We start from the raw sequence: 16,094 nt of genomic DNA on the forward strand, positions 1-16,094 counted from the left end.
CATGACCCTCGTCGACGAACACGCCGATCATCCAGACGACGCTCATGACGGCATCGTGCTGTCGGCGCACGATATCAAGGTGGCGTTCGGCGAAACGGTCATTCTCGACGGACTTTCGCTGGACATCCGGCGCGGCGAAATCCTTGGCTTCGTCGGCGCTTCCGGCGCCGGCAAATCGGTGCTCCTGCGCACAGTGCTTGGCCTCGTGAAGAAGCAGGCCGGAACCATCGAACTGTTTGGCGTCGATGTCGACAAGGCCAGTGATGCCGAGCGCCTTCGTATCGACATGCGACTGGGCGTCCTGTTCCAGCAGGGAGCATTGTTCTCAGCGCTCACGGTGCTGGAAAACGTTCAAGTGCCGATGCGCGAATATCTCGATCTGCCGAAAAAGCTGATGGACGAGCTTGCCATGCTCAAGATTGAGTTGGTTGGACTGCCTCCGGATGCAGCACGCAAATATCCATCCGAGTTGTCAGGCGGCATGATCAAACGTGCCGCATTGGCGCGCGCGCTGGCGCTCGATCCCGACATCGTCTTCCTGGATGAGCCGACTTCCGGTCTCGATCCGATCAGTGCTGCTGAATTCGATGAACTGGTGGTCAAACTGCGCGATACCATGAACCTTACCGTTTACATGGTGACGCACGATCTCGATTCGCTTTTCACCGCCTGTGACCGCATTGCCGTTCTCGGCAAGAAGCGTGTGCTGGTGCAAGGCACGGTCGAGGACATGCTGAAGAGCGAAGAGCCTTGGGTGCGGTCCTATTTCCGCGGAAAACGGGCGCGGCAGCTTGATCTTGCCACGCGCGCGCAGCCATAAGGAAAGCGATGGAAACCAGAGCCAACTACGTCATTGTCGGCATTTTCACGCTGGTGGCGATCCTGGCGGCCTTCGCCTTTGTCTACTGGACGGCGAATATTGGTGACCGGGGCGAGACAACAACGCTGCGTGTGCGCATTCCCGGTTCTGCATCTGGTCTCGCACGCGGTAGTTTCGTGCTGTTCAACGGTGTGAAGGTCGGCGATGTCCGGCGCGTCTACATCGACGTGGATGACCCCACCATTGCCGTGGCAGACACCGAAATTGATCGCATGACTCCGATCACCCGTTCGACCCAGGCCGATATCGGTCTTGCCGGCTTGACCGGACAGGCGAACATCGAGTTGACCGGTGCCAATCCGAAGGAACCTAAACTTCTCGACGAAGCGGAGAAGGACGGGCGCGTGGCGATCATCATCGCCAAGCCTTCGGCTGTGACAAATCTGTTGCAGACTGCGCAGGATATCGCCGGGCGGGCGGACAAAGTCCTGTCCGAGCTTGAAGGTTTCGTTCAGGACGCGCGCGGTCCGCTGACGCAGACGGCGCGAAACGCCGAGAAATTCTCGGAGGCCCTGGCCAGGAACTCCGACGGTATCGACAAGTTCCTTTCCAGCGTCAGCGCTTTGTCCACGGAATTGCAGGGTGTTTCGGGCAAACTCGACGGCGCGTTGAAGGCTGCGGAAGGCCTGCTCAACGCCGTGGACCGCGACAAGGTCAGGGATATCGTTGCTAACGTCGATGAGTTTACCCGCAATTTGAGCAAGACCAGCGACCAGTTCGATGCCACCATTGCCGAGGTCAAGCAGGCGGTGGGTTCGATCAACGATTTCGCTCAGAAAACCCAGGTCACGCTCGACAAGGTCAATGGCGTTCTCGACGGCGTCAATCCGGAAGATGTGCGCACAGCGCTGGCCAACATCAAGGACGCCAGCATCAACGCTGACAAGGCGTCGTCCGACATCGCCAAGGTGACCGAGAAAGTTGCCGCGCGCTCCGACGATATCCAGCAGACCATCAAGGATGCTCAGCAACTCGCGGAGCGCCTGAACAATGCTTCCGTGCGTATCGACGGCATTCTGGTCAAGGTGGACAGCATGCTTGGCTCCGGCGATACCAAGGGACTGGTGGCGCAAGCCAGCGAAACGCTGAAGTCGTTCAGGCAGGTCGCCGATACACTGAACAAGCATGTCGGCGTGATCGCCGAAAATCTGCAGCGTTTTTCCGGCAAAGGCCTCCAGAATGTCGAGGCGCTGGTGGGGGATACGAGGCGCTCGGTCAACAGGATCGAAGAGGCGGTTTCCGATTTCCAACGCAATCCGCAGCGCATACTTTCGGGTGGCGATGGCGAAGTGCGCCAGTACGACGGAAGGGTGCGGCGTTGACGGCGCGGTACGGTTCCATCGATAAGTACCGTCCGGAAGGTAACCTGGCGGCCGTGTTCAGTGGGGGCGTCGCGTGAAGTTGATCCGAGTGCATGCGGGCGCGTTGCTGCTCGTGGCTGTCCTTGCGGGGTGCGCAGTGCTGCCGGGCGGTGGTCCCGCACCGCTCGATACATTCGATCTGTCAACACCGAGCGTGCAGACCGGTGGCCAGAGCAAACGCCAGATTCTCGTCACCCAGCCGGTGGCGCTGAAGGCGCTTGACAGCCAGAACATCGTCATCAAGACGGGGCAGCGATCGATACAATATCTCAAAGGCGCGCAATGGGCTGACAGGCTGCCAGTCATCGTGCAGGCGAGACTAGCTGAAGCGTTCCAGCGCACCGGCCGTTTTGCCGGCGTCGGTCGGCCGGGCGAAGGATTGGCGATCGACTATCAGGTGATCACCGAGATACGTGCGTTCGAAGTGCGTGCCGAGAAAGGCCAGGAGGCGTATGTCGAACTGTATGTGCGCATCCTAAACGATCGCAATGGTGAAGTGCGCGCTTCGCGCAGCTTCCAGGCCAGCGCCCCGGTCTCGGGCGGCGGTGGTAACTCGGCTTATGTGGCAGCGCTCGACCGCGCTTTCGGTCAGGCGGTCGGCGAGATCGTACGCTGGTCGGATTCAACGATCTGATCCCGCCGTCCACTGGTTTGGAACGATCGTTCCTTGGTGGAAACTCATCTGCCAGAGACCATCGATCTGCGGCCACATCGAACTGCGCAGCGCATGCCTCTCAACGCCGAATGCGGATGAGTGGCTGATAGTGCGATAGGTCAACAAGACCGCGTCATCAGAAAAGAACCTGCATGGCAAAATCGTCGGATTCAATCGTCGGTTCGAAACCCGAGACAGGCTCCTTGGCCAGGGCGTCCAGAATTGCAGGTTTGTCATAGACGGAGCCGAAACTGCCGAACTCGATAAAGTCATCCGCGAGCCATTGACCAACGACATCGCGGGAACGTCGGATGTCCGGACAGTGCAGGTTTTGTTCGAGAGAGCGGAAAAATGCGATGTCGGGCTCCGGCATTGCATCCTCCAAAATCAAATAAAAAGGCGGGAATTTACTCCCGCCTTTTTATTGTTCGCCCCGGTCTCAGCGCAGGCGGCCGCTGGCATGAGCCAGCATGGTGTAGACCTTGCCGGTGTCCGAGGTGAGATATGTCTGCGAGATCATGTTGTCGCGGTCGTTGCGGGACACGTCCTTGAGCAGCTTCTCGAAATCGTCGCAATAGCGATCGACAGCGGCGCGGAACTCTGCCTCCGACTGATATTTGCGACGGATATCGTCAAAGGTCTGCTGGCCTTTCAGCGTGTAGAGGCGACGGGTGAACACGTCGCGCTCGCCGCGCCGATAACGGTTCCACAGCTCGATCGAGGCGTCATGGTCGATGGCTCGGGCGATATCCACCGAGAGCGAGTTGAGCGACTCCACCACATGCAACGGCGAACGTTGCACCGGCGTTGCGCGTGGCTGTGCCGGCGCCGGCCGCGCCGCGGCATTGTCCTCCGAGGCGCCGGTCAGCAGATCGCGTACCCAGCCACCTTGTGGAGAACGCGCTCCGGCATCGCTGCGGGGCCGCAAAGCCGTTTCTCCTGGCTCGAGCGAACCACGCAGGCCGCTCGGAGCTTCAGGCGCACGGCGCTGTGGTTCCGCCGCACGTGGCGGCTCTGCCGGACGCGGAGCTGGCGTCGGGGCAGGGCGCAGGTTGCGCGGTTCCGAAACGTCGACAGCGCGGCCTGACTTGGCGACGATATCCGACAGTTCCTTGAGCGCATTGATCTGCTCGGAAACGGCACGGCGAATGGCCGTGGTCGATTCCTTGGCCTCTTCGGGCATTTCGATGACGCCCTTCCGCAATTCGGCGCGGGTCAGATCCAACTCGCTCTTGATGGAGCCGGCTGTGCGCCGCATCTCCTCGGTGGCGTCTGCAAACCGCTTGGTTGCAGATTCGACCACGTCCGAAATGGCGGTGCGGATCTTTTCGGCCGATTCCAGCGTCTTGCCTTCGGCACTCTGCAGGGTCTGGCCAACCAGAGTCTCGAACGAGCGCATGACCTTCTCCAGGTCCTCCGACTTCTTGACCAGGCCGACGGCCAGATCATCGAGCGAAGACTGGCGGGCCAGCGTGTGCTCCAGGTTGTTCTGCGCGGAACCGAGCAGATCCGAAGCGCTGGCCAGCAGACGGCTATGCTCGTCGAAGCGCGTGGCGATGGAGGCCACCTCGCGCAGCGTCGCAGAGGACAGCTCGGTCAATCTGGTTGTGTTGGAATCCACGAGGCGAGCCGAGCTTGCAAAGGTCTGCGCAGCCTTCTCGGTCGTGGAGGCGAAGCTCTGCGTGGAACCGGAAAGGCGGTTCTCGACTTCCCCGAGATTTTCCGAGGCCTTGGCGATCAGCGTGTTAAGTTGGTCGGCCGAATTGGTCATGCGGCCGATGAGGTCTGCGACATTATCGGCAAGTGACGAACGGGCGCCATCGACCGCCGCCAATGTTTCGGCCGTGCGGTTGGCAAGCGCCTCGGCCAGTGTGGCGTTCTCGCGACGCAGTGCAGCTGTGGCACGCTCGGTTGCCTCCTCCATGCTCTTCTGCAACTCGATGCCACCTTCCGAGAAGCGGTCGACCAGCGGACGTGCCGTCTCGTCGATGATCTTGGAAAGCTCGGCGGAACGGGCCGCCAGCATCGAGTTGAGTTCGCGCGTGTTGGCGCCGATGGTCTTGGCCGCTTCGTTCGTGCTCTGGCCGATATGCTGGCCGACCGCTGCGAAAGTCTCGGCGATCACATTGGCGCGCGAGGCGAGTTGGCCTTCGGCCTGAGTGATCTGCTGCTCGAGTTTTTCACCCATCGCGTCAGCGGAAGCCGCGAAACGGTTCTCGGCACTGGCGATGTGATCCTCGACGCGGGCGGCTGCAGCGGCGGCGCTGTTGGTCAGACGCTGATCAGCGCTGTTCAGGGCGCGCTCGATCTCGGCGGCATGGCCGGCCAGTTCCTCGCCGGTCATGCGGGCACGGTCGGCGACGCGGCGCTCAGTATCCTCGAAGGCGCTGACAATCTGGTCGGCATGACCGCCGATCGCGGCGGCGCTGTCGGAGATACGCGACACCATGCGGTTGTCCGCATCGTCGAATACGCGACTGATTTCGGCCGCACGCGCCGACAGCGCGTCCGAGCCTTCCGCGATGCGGCTTGCAAGCTGCTGTTCGACCGTTTCGAACACGCGGCCGAGATCGGTGGCACGAGCTGCCAGCGCCTCGGCGGATTCGGCAATGCGAACACCCATGCGCTGGTCGGCGTCCTCGAAATTACGCAGGATGTCGCCTGCGCGAGCGGCCAATGTTTGCGCCGTCTCAACGGCACGGGCCACCAACTTCTGGTCTGCGGTCTCGAAGGTCTGGGCGATGTCCTCTGCGCGAGCAAGGAGAGCAGCCGAGGTTTGTTCGGCCCGCTCTGCGATCTTGCGGTCGGCGTCGGTAAAGGCAATGCCGGCCTGTTCGTGCAAGGTGTTGGTGACTTCGAGTACCTTTTCGCGCAGTTGGCCGGCAACGTAGAGCGCGCTCTTCTCCAACGCTCCGCGGATGTTCTCGACACCGGCATTGAGAGCACGTTCCATGGTGTTGGAACGTTCCTCGATGACGCCGGTCTGGCGGGCGAAAGCCTGCTCGACCTTATCGATATCTGCAGCGATAGCGTCCGAGATGCTCGTCGACGACGTTGCGATCTGGTCGATATGGCCAGCCAATGCACGATCGATCTCACGCCGGGCATCGGTCAGCTTGGCGAGATCTTCCTCCAGGGCTCGGGTGAGGGCGGAGCGATCGGACGCAAGCCGGTCGTTGTGGCCGGAGATCAGACCCTGGACGTGCTCCAGGCTGCCTTCCAGCGCCTGTGCGAACTCGGCACGGTTGTTGGCCAGCCGTTCGGCATGACCGCCAAGCGCATTGTCGATGGAGGCGAGATCGGTTTCCAACGCGCGGGTCAACAGGTCACGACCTTCTGCCAGCTTTCCGACGTGGTCGGCGATGACGCTGTCGATACCGTTGCGGCTCTCATTGAGCTTGGCAAGGTCGGCGTCGAGCGCGCGACGCAGGATGTCGCGGCCTTCGGCCAGCTTCTCGACCTGGCCGGCAACCAGCCCGTCGATGGACGAACGGCTTTCTGCCAGCTTGGCAAGATCGTCCTCCAGGGCCGAGGTGAGCATCGAACGGTCGGCGGCAAGCCTCTGGGTATGTCCGGCAACGATATCGTTGACGCGGCGAAGTTCATCATCCAGGGCCTGCTGGAACTCTGCTCGGGCTTCGACCAGCTTCTGCGACTGGCCGGCCATGACTCCGCCGATCGACGACAGATCGGCCTCGAGCGCCCGCTTAAGGATATCGCGGCCTTCGGCCAGCTTTTCGACCTGCGCGGTGACCAGGCCGTCAATGGCGGCGCGGCTTTCAGCAAGCTTGGCGAGGTCATCCTCCAACGACCGGGCAAGCAGAGCACGATCAGCAGCCAGCCTGTCTCCGTGGCCGGCGACAAGACTGTTGACGCGGGCGAGATCGGCGTCCAGGGCCTCAGAGAACTGGGCGCGATTGTCGACCAGCTTCTGCGACTGATCGGCGATCGTTGCGCTGATCGTGTTGAGATCGGATTCGAGCGCGCGCTTGAGGATGTCGCGGCCTTCGGCCAGCTTCTCGACTTGACCGGCAACCAGCCCATCGATGGATTCGCGGCTTTCTGCCAGCTTGGCAAGGTCTTCTTCCAGCGCCCGGGTCAGCATGTTGCGGCCTTCGGCCAGCCTGCCGACATGGCTCGCGATGGCCTCGTCGATGCCGCTGCGGCTGTCGCTGATCTTGGCAAGATCGGCTTCGAGGGCGCGCTTGAGAATGTCGCGGCCTTCGGCCAGCTTCTCGACTTGACCGGCGACCAGCCCGTCGATGGACGAACGGCTGTCGGCGAGCTTGGCGAGATCGTCTTCCAGAGCCCTGGAAAGCAGGGCGCGGTCAGCGGCAAGGCGTTCGCTATGACCAGCCACAAGATTGCTGACGCTCGAGAGGTTGTCCTCGAGTGCCTTGGAGAGCAGGGAACGATCAGCGGCAAGACGCTCGCTGTGGCCGGCGACAAGGTGATTGACGCTGGCGAGGTCGGCATCGAGGGCCTGCGCGAACTGCGCGCGGCTGTCTGCCAGTTTCTGCGATTGATCGTCGATCGACGCCGTGATGGCGTTGAGGTCAGCCTCAAGAGCACGCTTCAGGATATCGCGGCCTTCGGCCAGCTTCTCGACCTGACCGGTCACCAGCCCGTCGATGGACGAGCGGCTTTCGGCGAGCTTGGCGAGATCGTCTTCCAGGGCCTTTGAGAGCAGGGAGCGATCTGCGGCGAGACGCTCGCTGTGGCCCGCGACAAGATCGTTGACGCTGGCAAGGTCGGCATCGAGAGCTTGCGCGAACTGCGCACGGCTGTCTGTCAGTTTCTGCGATTGGTCGCCGATCGACGCCGTGATGGCGTTGAGGTCGGCTTCGAGAGCACGCTTCAAGATATCGCGACCCTCGGCCAACTTCTCGACCTGGCCGGCAACCAGCCCGTCGATGGACGAACGGCTTTCGGCGAGCTTGGCGAGATCGTCCTCCAAGGCGCGCGAGAGCAGGGAACGATCCGCGACGAGACGCTCGCTGTGGCTCGCGACAGCATCGTTGACGCTGGCAAGGTCTGCATCGAGCGCTTGTGTGAACTGCGCCCGGTTGTCGGCCAGCTTCTGCGACTGGTCGCCGATCGCCGCCGTGATGGCGTTGAGGTCGGCTTCGAGGGCACGCTTGAGGATATCGCGGCCCTCGGCCAGCTTCTCGACCTGGCCGGCAACCAGCCCGTCGATGGACGAACGGCTGTCGGCCAGCTTGGCGAGATCGTCCTCCAGCGCTTTGGCGAGTTGCGAACGCTCGGAAGCAAGCTGTTCCGCATGGCCGCGCACGAGGTCGCTGACATTGTGCAGATCCTGCTCGAGCAGACGTGCGAAATGAGCACGATCCTCGGTGAGCTTCTGCGACTGGTCGGAGAGTACCGAACCAATCGTGCTGAGGTCGGCTTCGAGCGCGCGCTTGAGGATGTCGCGACCCTCGGCCAGCTTCTCGACCTGGCCGGCAACCAATCCGTCGATAGAGGCGCGGCTTTCGGCGAGCTTGGCGAGATCGGATTCCAGCGTCTGCGACAGCAGGCTACGCTCACTGGCAAGTTGTCCGGAATGATCGGCCACCAGTCTGCGGATGGAGGAGAGGTCCGCATCAAGCGCGCGGCCGAGTTGATCGCGATCGTCCGCCAACTGCACCGAATGGCTTTCCATCAGCGCCTTGATGCTGTCAACGTCCGCCTCCAGTGCGCGCGCCAGCACGGCACGGCCTTCGGAAATCTTCGCAACCTGGCTGGCAACCAGGTTGTCGATTTCAGCCCGGCTTTCGGTCAATTTGTTGAGGTCTGCATCCAAGGCGCGTGCAAGGATGCTCCGGCCTTCGGCCAGTTTGCCGACATGGCCAGAGACCATTTCGTCAATGATCGTGCGGGCATGCACGAGTTTGTCGGCATCCTCGTTCAAAGCCTGGGTCAGCCTTGCGCGCCCTTCCTCCAGACGTTCCAGATGGCTGCCGAGCGATGCGTCGATGGCCGCCCGCGACTCGTTGACCTTGCGCAGATCCTCTTCGAGCGCGCGGCTGATAAGGCCGCGGCCTTCGGAAAGCATATGCACCTGAGAGGTGACCGCTTCGTCGATCGCGGCACGCCCCTCGGAGAATTTCTCCAGATCAGCATGCATGGCGGCGGCCATACGTTCGCGGCTCTCTTCCAGCTTGCGGCTATGGTTCTCGACGGCTTCCTCGATGCCGGCTCTCGCATCTGCAAGACGCGCGATATCGGCGTCGAAGGTGCGCGACACCGCATGACGCGCCGCCTCCATGCGCCCGGCGAAGTCGCTTGCGCGTGCCTCAAGCATGGTCGAGGTGGACGTGATGATGTCAGCCATATCGGCGCCGATTTGCGCCTTGCCCTGGTCTATGATGGCGGTCAGCGTGTCTTTGCCGTCACTGAATGCAGTGGCGATATCGCGAGCACGGTCGACCAGCGTTTCGTTGATCTGGCGTGCGCGGGCCTCCAGTGCGGCATTGAGTTTCTGCGTGCCGGTGTCGAGTGCCTCTGCACGGGTCTGGAATTCACTGATCAGCGCCTGACCGCGTTCGGCCAAGGTGCGTTCGATGCCGGAAAGACTGGCTTCGAATTCGTTGCTCAGGGTGCGGGCAGCGCCGCCCAGTAAGGAAACCATGCCTTGCGTACGATCGTCGAGCAGTTCCGTCAGCGAACGGGTGAGACCATCGGTGCTGTCGGTCAGCTTGGCGATGCGCGTGTCGAGCAGGCTGGCAAAGGCCTCGCCTGAAGTGGACAGACGATCGGTGATCGTGTCGAGGCGGCTTTCGACGGAATCGAAAATCGACATCGAGCTTTCATTGATGCGGTCGATCAACTGGTCGCCCGACGAGGTGATCGTCATCGACAGTTTGGAGGAGGCGCCCAGGATGTTCTCGCGAATGATGTCGCTGGCCGAGTTGATCTCGTCGCGAAGCGTCTCATGTGCGCCGGCGATCGATGCGCGCACACGCTCGGCGTGACCGATGACGGCCTCACGCTCGCTGCCCAGTCCATCGACGAGGTTGCGGATGCGACTCTCGTTTTCAGTATAAGAGCGTTCGAGCTGGCTGACTTCGCTGTGCACCAGGGTCTCGAGTTCAACGGCGCGCGCGAGCGTGCGCTCAATGCCTTCGCCCATGGCTGCCACCTCGCGGCGCACGGCCTGCCCGATCATCATGACGCGATCCTGAGCTATGCTCTCCGGCTCCGCCAGGCGGAATGCCACCTCAGTCATCGACTGCGCAGCCAATCGCATGTCCTGTGCGCGGCGGATCATCGCTGCGAAGGCCCAGAACAGGACGACGGGCACGATCGCGGCAACCGCGATGCCGATCAATTCCGGCCGTTGAAGCAATTGGCCAAACGAACGGATGTTCCAGATTTCGGAGCCGAATAGGAGGTTGGCGAGGGCGGCAGCGCCGGCAATCCATGCGACCGAGACGAAGGCTACCACCCAATAGATCGTGTTGGAGGCGCGGCGGTTCAGGCCATGCAGAAGGCTGCGGTAATCCTTCTGGCGATCGTCATTGGCTGGAGCGAAGCCGGCAGGCTGGGCAGCGCCGTTGCGCGGCTCGACAGGACGAAGTTCGGCCGGCTTGGCTTCATTGGCAGCGACGATGACTGGCTTTTCTGCCTGTGCCTCGGGCGCCTTTTCTGCTCGACCCGCACGCGCCAGTTCGTCGGCCGCCTGCGAAATCTGAGCCTCCAGATCCTCCATCGAGGCAGCGATATCGAGATCTCCCGACTGTCCGGAGAGGTCGAGATCAAGGGCCTGTTCGAGCTCCTTGGCAACCTCGGAATCGAGATTCTTCGTCGTTGTGGTTTTCTTCGCCATGCCTTCGCTACCCTGTACTAGCTGCTGCGAGAGCGGTCGTTATTGTCTATTGTCGTCCCGCGCCGAGGCCTGATTTTTGGACCCTCGTATCGTAATGACACAGGGGGGTAAAGAAAACATGCATTCCGCGGCATACGTAAAACTTTAAATATAAGGTTAACGGAAGTGTGAGCCGGACACGCGCCGCCAAACATTTTTCACAACTCCTTGTTAACCCGCCATCCATCGGAATTCGCTAGCATGTACCGCCTCAGGCGGCTGCGGAAATGGAGTTGAGTGTTATGCGTAGCGTAAACGTCGCGTTCTCGATGCCGGGCGGCGAGGCATCCGGACGGGCTCGGAGCCGGCCTGTGGATATGGAACATTTATCGCGGCAAACGATGGGTGACCGTGATCTGGAGCGCGAGGTGCTGGCGCTGTTCGTGCAGCAGGCGACCTCGGTGCAAGAGAAGCTCCCTGGCGCCGACAAGAGCCAGCGTCTCCTTTTGGCACACAGTCTGAAAGGGTCTGCGCGCGGCGTTGGCGCCTTTGCCATCGCCGATTGGGCAGCGGCATTCGAGCGCCAGCCCTATGACGATCGCCTCGCGCATAAGCTCGGTGCGATGATCGAGGACGTCCGCGACTTCATCGCTGCGATCAGCCGGTAAAGAACATCCTCGGTGGGCTGAGCGGTCGCCATCCGCTGGCCGAAGCCGAATTTTCCGAAAAGCGTCACCTTGAGACGGTTTCGCGCGGCAGTTGACTTGCGCCGCCGAGTGATTATCTCGGCTGTGACTTCTCAGGTGATCAAATGACAAAGCTGACCTACATCACCCATGACGGGACGCATTTTGACGTCGATGCCGAAAACGGCTCAACCGTGATGGAAAATGCTATCCGCAACGCAGTTCCGGGCATCGAGGCTGAGTGCGGTGGCGCCTGCGCCTGCGCAACTTGCCACGTTTACGTTGACGAAGCCTGGAAAGCCATTGTCGGCGAACCGGAGGCGATGGAAGAGGACATGCTCGACTTCGCTTACGAGGTCCAGCCGAATTCACGCTTGTCCTGCCAGATCAAGGTGCGCGACGAGTTGAATGGCCTGGTCGTCCGCATCCCGGAGCGCCAGGGGTGATCTGCAGATCACCTTCGCCTTTATGCTAGGAAAACAGCTTTATTCCGCGGGCATTGGCGCATCGGCTTCGTCGCGGCCACGTAGCGGCTTTTCCGGCATAGCTGTCAGCGCGAGGAGCGTGGCGACGAGCAGCGCCATGCTGACGAAAAAGATCGCGGCAAACGGAATCGCTGACGACACTGGTGTGTGGGCCTGGGTGCCTTCGCCAATCAACGGCAAGCCGTAGGCCACGCCGACAGCACCCAGCAGCGCGACGCCGAGCGCGCCACCAAGCGACCGCATGAAGGTGAGTACGCCGGTCGCCACGCCAAGATGGCTGCGTTCAACTGCATTTTGCACCGAAATCGTCGCTACGGGAAAAGTGGTGCCGGCGCCGTAACCGACGCAAGTTGTCAGCACCACGACCGAAATCAAGGAAGTGCTGCCGGCAATGGAAGCAAGCACGGCCAAGCTAGCGACACCGAATACGACGCCCACCAGCGCGAGTCGCTTGTAATGGACAACGCGCGGAAGCAGCCGACCCGAGGTGGTGGCGCCGGCAACGGTGCCAAGCAGAATGCCGAGCATTGCAATGCCGGACGCCGAAGCGCTCAGGCCAAGATGAGCCTGCAGGTAGACCGGCAGGTACACGGATAAACCGACATTGGCGGCCTGCAGCAGGAACAACGACAGCGTACCGGCAAGCACGATCGAGTTACCAAGCACGTTGAGCGAGATTAGCGGTTCGATCGCCTTGGCCAGTCGCAGCGCGAAGATGGCCCAGACAGCAGCAGAAGCGCCGAACAGGCCGAGGATTTGTGGTGAAGCCCATGGATAGGTGCCTCCGCCCCAATTCAGCGCCAAAAGTAGCAACGACGTGGCGACGATGAGCAAAGCAGCCCCCAACCAGTCGATCCTGTGACTGTGGGCGGCGACCGGGAGTTTCTTCAACGGTTTGTTGATAATGGCCATGGCCAAAAGACCGAGCGGCAGGTTGATCCAGAAGATCAGCGACCAGTGCAGATGCTCGGCGAAAGTCCCGCCGAGCAGGGGGCCGGCGATGCTGGCGACAGCCCAGGTGCCGGAGATCCAAGCGGCGTAGCGGGCGCGTTCCTTCGGTGGCACCAGGTCGCCTATCACCGTCTGCGCCAACGCGAACAGCCCGCCTCCGCCCAGTCCCTGGATGGCGCGGCCGATGATCAACACCAGCATGTTGGGCGCCAGCGCTGCCACAAGGGAGCCGGCCAGGAAGATGAGGATCGCTGCGTAAAGCGTCGGCCTTCGGCCGTGGACGTCGGAAATCTTGCCATAGAGCGGCGCCATCGCAGTGGCCGTAAGCAGATAGCCGGTGACGATCCAGGGCAGATATTGTGCATGACCGAGTGCCTCGGCGATAGTCGGCATGGCTGGAGCGACGATGGTCTGGTCAAGCGCCGCCAACAGCATCGACAGGAGGACGCCACCGATGATGGCGTTCTTTTCGCGCTCAGAGAGCGCGCTACCTTCCGCCTCCGCGGACTTGGAAACAGTTTGGTCCATGGGTCTGTTCACCTGTGGCACGTCCCGGCCAGCCTGATGCGCCCCCCGCGGGGGATGTGGCGGTCTAGATCGTCTGTTCTCGTCGAGGAACCTTTAGTGGCCGAACTGATGTCGTTTCGGCTGTGCTCGTTTCGACAGAACACCGAAAATTCTTGTGATGGAGAGAGCTGGATGCGCGCCCATCAGCCGTCGTCGTTCTCATATAGCTCGTGAGCCTCAAGGGCCAAGGGGGCGCTTGCGTTGATCCTGTTTCGCAAAATCCGATAAAATCTCGGGGTGACCGTTCAGCCGGGCAGGCGGCCAGCTTCGATCTGCTGCATGCGGTAGCGCATCAGCCTGATGATGCGGCTTTCGAAATTGACCATCTCGACCCGGTCGAAATCGACCTGCGCCTGGTCGTGCTGGGCAAGGATCTTTGCCGTTACCTCCTTGGCCTTCGCGGCGGCAATCTTGCAATTATCCTCTTCGCCAATGCTTTTCAGCGAACTTTCGAGGCGGCGGCCATAATCCTTGGCGATTTCGACATGACGGTCCTCATGCCGCTTGATGTCGGAGGCAAGCGTGTTCCAGAACAGCCGAACGTCTTGCCCGACTTTGCCACGTGGTTTCCACCTTGGCAGGATCACATGCGTCTTTACGGTCACGACTGCAGAAACGATGCTGCACGAGTCGGGCCTCTCGGCGTAACCGATGCGGCTGGTGAAGGCCATGCGGGTGGCGCCTGGATGGCGCATGCCGGTGGATTTTACCGACGGCCCTCGTTTCGACAGTTCGGCTTGGATCTGGTCCAGCGAGCGGCCGCCAATGGAAAAATAGCTGTAGGTTTTGACGAGATTCGCTGCCTCGGCCGTCGAAACGGCAAAAAGGACAAGCAATGCGGTAAGCAGGGTTCGATTCATTTTATTGCCTCTTGCCCCACCTTGCGTTACGGCCCTAGCCGGCGCAACGGAAATACGTATCGCCAGCATAGCTTGGCGGGCAAAGATGAACAGACGATGGCAATTGGCGCACGGACGCCATCTTGATCTCGGCGAGAAGTCGGTCGTCATGGGCATCTTGAATGTGACGCCGGATTCTTTTTCCGATGGCGGATTGTTCGATGCGCCGGACCGGGCCCTCGATCAGGCGCGCCGCATGGTGGATCAGGGCGCCGCGATCATCGATGTGGGAGGAGAATCGACCCGGCCGGGTGCTGCTCCCGTTACGGCCGAGGAAGAACAGCAGCGCGTACTGCCGATTGTCGAGCGTCTGGCAGGATTTGGCGAAGCGTTGATTTCCATTGACACCTATCGCGCCGAAACCGCACGTCTGGCACTCAAGGCTGGAGCCAATATTGTCAATGATGTTTGGGGTTTACAAAAGGACCCTGAACTTGCAGGCGAGGTGGCTGCGGCCAAGGCGGGGGTGGTCATCATGCACACGGGTCGTGGCCGCCAGAAGCTGCCCGACGTGATCGCCGATCAAAGGGTTTTCCTCGAAAAGTCGATCGAGATCGCCCGCAATGCCGACATTGGCAATGATCAGATCGTGCTCGACCCCGGGTTCGGCTTCAACAAGGAAACGGCCGAAGAAAATCTCGACCTGATGGCGCGCTTCGACGAGTTGCTTGATCTTGGTTTTCCACTGCTTGCAGGAACCTCGCGCAAGCGTTTTGTTGGCACCGTAACCGGCAAGGACGCGGCTGAGCGCGCTGCTGGCACTGCCGCGACCAGCGTCATTCTGCGGCTAAAAGGTGCAGATCTGTTTCGCGTCCATGATGTCGCAATCAACGTGGACGCACTGGCCATGGCGGATGCTATGTTGGCCCGCAACAACACGCGGCAGGAACTCCGATAATGTACGTCATCCGCATGAAGAACTGCGCTTTCTTCGCCAGGCACGGCGTGCACGACGAAGAGGAGAGGCTGGGCCAGCGTTTTTACGTCGATGCCGTGCTCACCGTGGACCCAGCCAAGGAACTGGAGGAAGACGCCATCGATAGCACGGTCGACTATGGCGTTGCGTTCACCGTCATCGAAAAGATCATCACCGGTGAGCGTCGCTTCCTCATCGAAGCCCTGGCGCTCGACGTGGCCAAAGCGCTGGCTGCACGGTTTCCGCAAATCAAGCGGGCCGAGATCACCGTTCGCAAGCCCAATGCGCCGGTGCCCGGCGTGCTCGATCATGTCGAGGTCACCGTTGTCTGGCCCCAATAGCACCGTTTTCCTGAGCCTTGGCGGCAACCTCGGCGATCCGGAAAAATCCATCGCTGCCGCGCTGCGCATGCTGGATTCCGACGATGCGACGCGCGTGGTGACGGTTTCTTCCCTCTATCGCACACCGCCATGGGGCAAGACCGATCAGCCGGATTTTCTCAACATCGCGGCGGCGCTCGTAACGAGCCTTACACCGCATGCGTTGCTGGAGCTGTGCCTGGAAACGGAACGCAAGCTCAAGCGCGTCCGCGAAGAGCGCTGGGGGCCGCGCCTGATAGACATCGACATCCTGGTCTTCGGGAACCGCGCGATCCATGAGACGGAATTGGCCGTTCCGCATCCTCGCATGCTGGAACGGGCCTTCGTCATGGTGCCGTTGGCCGAGATCGCGCCGGATATCGTTCTGGCCGGTAAAACCGTTTCCGAGCGGCTCGGCTCCATGGACATCGCCGGCATCGAGAAATTGCCATCGCATGGCGACTGGTGGCGGCCCTCAGCCTGACTGCTGGCAAGTTCTCACAAAGGCATGCGCGGATTCCAAAAGAA

Annotated in this window: 12 protein-coding genes; 8 read left to right on the forward strand and 4 right to left on the reverse strand. The window is 61.3% G+C overall.

Features of this window, described 5'->3' with window-relative positions; genetic code table 11:
* The first annotated feature begins 1 nt into the window (after window position 1).
* From L4923_RS00680 to L4923_RS00690, 3 genes are all read left to right on the forward strand, one after another.
* On the forward strand, window positions 2-820 hold the full coding sequence (locus tag L4923_RS00680) for an ABC transporter ATP-binding protein (protein ID WP_239361042.1): 819 nt from the start codon (window positions 2-4) through the stop codon (window positions 818-820).
* Between the two features lie 8 nt (window positions 821-828).
* Window positions 829-2,202, forward strand: coding sequence for an MlaD family protein (locus L4923_RS00685; RefSeq protein WP_239361052.1), 1,374 nt, complete (start codon window positions 829-831; stop codon window positions 2,200-2,202).
* A gap of 73 nt (window positions 2,203-2,275) precedes the next feature.
* Entirely contained in the window at window positions 2,276-2,875 is a 600-nt protein-coding gene (locus tag L4923_RS00690; RefSeq protein ID WP_239361063.1) for an ABC-type transport auxiliary lipoprotein family protein, read from the forward strand.
* Window positions 2,876-3,032: 157 nt separating this feature from the next.
* Here the strand turns inward: L4923_RS00690 and L4923_RS00695 are convergent, their stop codons facing one another.
* Window positions 3,033-3,269, reverse strand: a complete 237-nt coding sequence (locus L4923_RS00695) for a nuclear transport factor 2 family protein (protein ID WP_239361065.1) — start codon at window positions 3,267-3,269, stop codon at window positions 3,033-3,035.
* Between the two features lie 66 nt (window positions 3,270-3,335).
* Window positions 3,336-10,724, reverse strand: a complete 7,389-nt coding sequence (locus tag L4923_RS00700) for an apolipoprotein A-IV repeat region-like domain-containing protein (protein ID WP_239361078.1) — start codon at window positions 10,722-10,724, stop codon at window positions 3,336-3,338.
* Window positions 10,725-11,104: 380 nt separating this feature from the next.
* On the opposite strand from L4923_RS00700, the gene L4923_RS00705 reads away from it, so the two are divergent.
* Both L4923_RS00705 and L4923_RS00710 read left to right on the forward strand, forming a co-directional pair.
* On the forward strand, window positions 11,105-11,371 hold the full coding sequence (locus L4923_RS00705; RefSeq protein WP_343302633.1) for an Hpt domain-containing protein: 267 nt from the start codon (window positions 11,105-11,107) through the stop codon (window positions 11,369-11,371).
* A 143-nt stretch (window positions 11,372-11,514) separates the two neighbouring features.
* Window positions 11,515-11,835, forward strand: coding sequence for a 2Fe-2S iron-sulfur cluster-binding protein (locus L4923_RS00710; RefSeq protein ID WP_239361094.1), 321 nt, complete (start codon window positions 11,515-11,517; stop codon window positions 11,833-11,835).
* Between the two features lie 39 nt (window positions 11,836-11,874).
* On the opposite strand, the gene L4923_RS00715 is transcribed toward L4923_RS00710, so the two are convergent.
* Complete coding sequence (locus L4923_RS00715; protein ID WP_239361106.1) at window positions 11,875-13,353, reverse strand: MDR family MFS transporter; 1,479 nt, start codon at window positions 13,351-13,353, stop codon at window positions 11,875-11,877.
* A gap of 284 nt (window positions 13,354-13,637) precedes the next feature.
* Window positions 13,638-14,252 carry a DUF922 domain-containing Zn-dependent protease gene (locus L4923_RS00720; protein WP_239361118.1) on the reverse strand — a complete coding sequence of 205 codons (615 nt, stop codon included), beginning with the start codon at window positions 14,250-14,252 and terminating at the stop codon, window positions 13,638-13,640.
* Window positions 14,253-14,337: 85 nt separating this feature from the next.
* Here L4923_RS00720 and folP point away from each other — a divergent pair, with 85 nt between their 5' ends.
* From folP to folK, 3 genes are read left to right on the forward strand one after another with little or no spacing between them, the layout of a single operon-like run.
* Window positions 14,338-15,189, forward strand: coding sequence for a dihydropteroate synthase (gene folP, locus L4923_RS00725; RefSeq protein WP_239361120.1), 852 nt, complete (start codon window positions 14,338-14,340; stop codon window positions 15,187-15,189).
* Complete coding sequence (folB, locus tag L4923_RS00730; protein WP_239361134.1) at window positions 15,189-15,548, forward strand: dihydroneopterin aldolase; 360 nt, start codon at window positions 15,189-15,191, stop codon at window positions 15,546-15,548. Before folP ends, folB begins: the two co-directional genes overlap by 1 nt.
* A complete protein-coding gene (gene folK / locus L4923_RS00735; protein WP_239361137.1) occupies window positions 15,532-16,050 on the forward strand; it encodes a 2-amino-4-hydroxy-6-hydroxymethyldihydropteridine diphosphokinase in 519 nt (172 codons plus the stop codon). Before folB ends, folK begins: the two co-directional genes overlap by 17 nt.
* Window positions 16,051-16,094 lie beyond the last annotated feature (44 nt).

Source organism: Terribium retamae (genome assembly GCF_022347545.1).
GTDB classification, from domain to species: domain Bacteria; phylum Pseudomonadota; class Alphaproteobacteria; order Rhizobiales; family Rhizobiaceae; genus Mesorhizobium; species Mesorhizobium retamae.

Excerpts from the sequence above, each read along its gene's own strand:
- L4923_RS00695 (WP_239361065.1), bottom strand. The coding sequence starts at position 3,269 with ATGCCGGAGCCCGACATCGCATTTTTCCGCTCTCTCGAACAAAACCTG.
- L4923_RS00700 (WP_239361078.1), bottom strand. The coding sequence starts at position 10,724 with ATGGCGAAGAAAACCACAACGACGAAGAATCTCGATTCCGAGGTTGCC.
- L4923_RS00720 (WP_239361118.1), bottom strand. The coding sequence starts at position 14,252 with ATGAATCGAACCCTGCTTACCGCATTGCTTGTCCTTTTTGCCGTTTCG.
- L4923_RS00705 (WP_343302633.1), top strand. The coding sequence starts at position 11,105 with ATGGGTGACCGTGATCTGGAGCGCGAGGTGCTGGCGCTGTTCGTGCAG.
- L4923_RS00685 (WP_239361052.1), top strand. The coding sequence starts at position 829 with ATGGAAACCAGAGCCAACTACGTCATTGTCGGCATTTTCACGCTGGTG.
- L4923_RS00715 (WP_239361106.1), bottom strand. The coding sequence starts at position 13,353 with ATGGACCAAACTGTTTCCAAGTCCGCGGAGGCGGAAGGTAGCGCGCTC.
- folB (WP_239361134.1), top strand. The coding sequence starts at position 15,189 with ATGTACGTCATCCGCATGAAGAACTGCGCTTTCTTCGCCAGGCACGGC.
- folP (WP_239361120.1), top strand. The coding sequence starts at position 14,338 with ATGAACAGACGATGGCAATTGGCGCACGGACGCCATCTTGATCTCGGC.
- L4923_RS00710 (WP_239361094.1), top strand. The coding sequence starts at position 11,515 with ATGACAAAGCTGACCTACATCACCCATGACGGGACGCATTTTGACGTC.
- L4923_RS00680 (WP_239361042.1), top strand. The coding sequence starts at position 2 with ATGACCCTCGTCGACGAACACGCCGATCATCCAGACGACGCTCATGAC.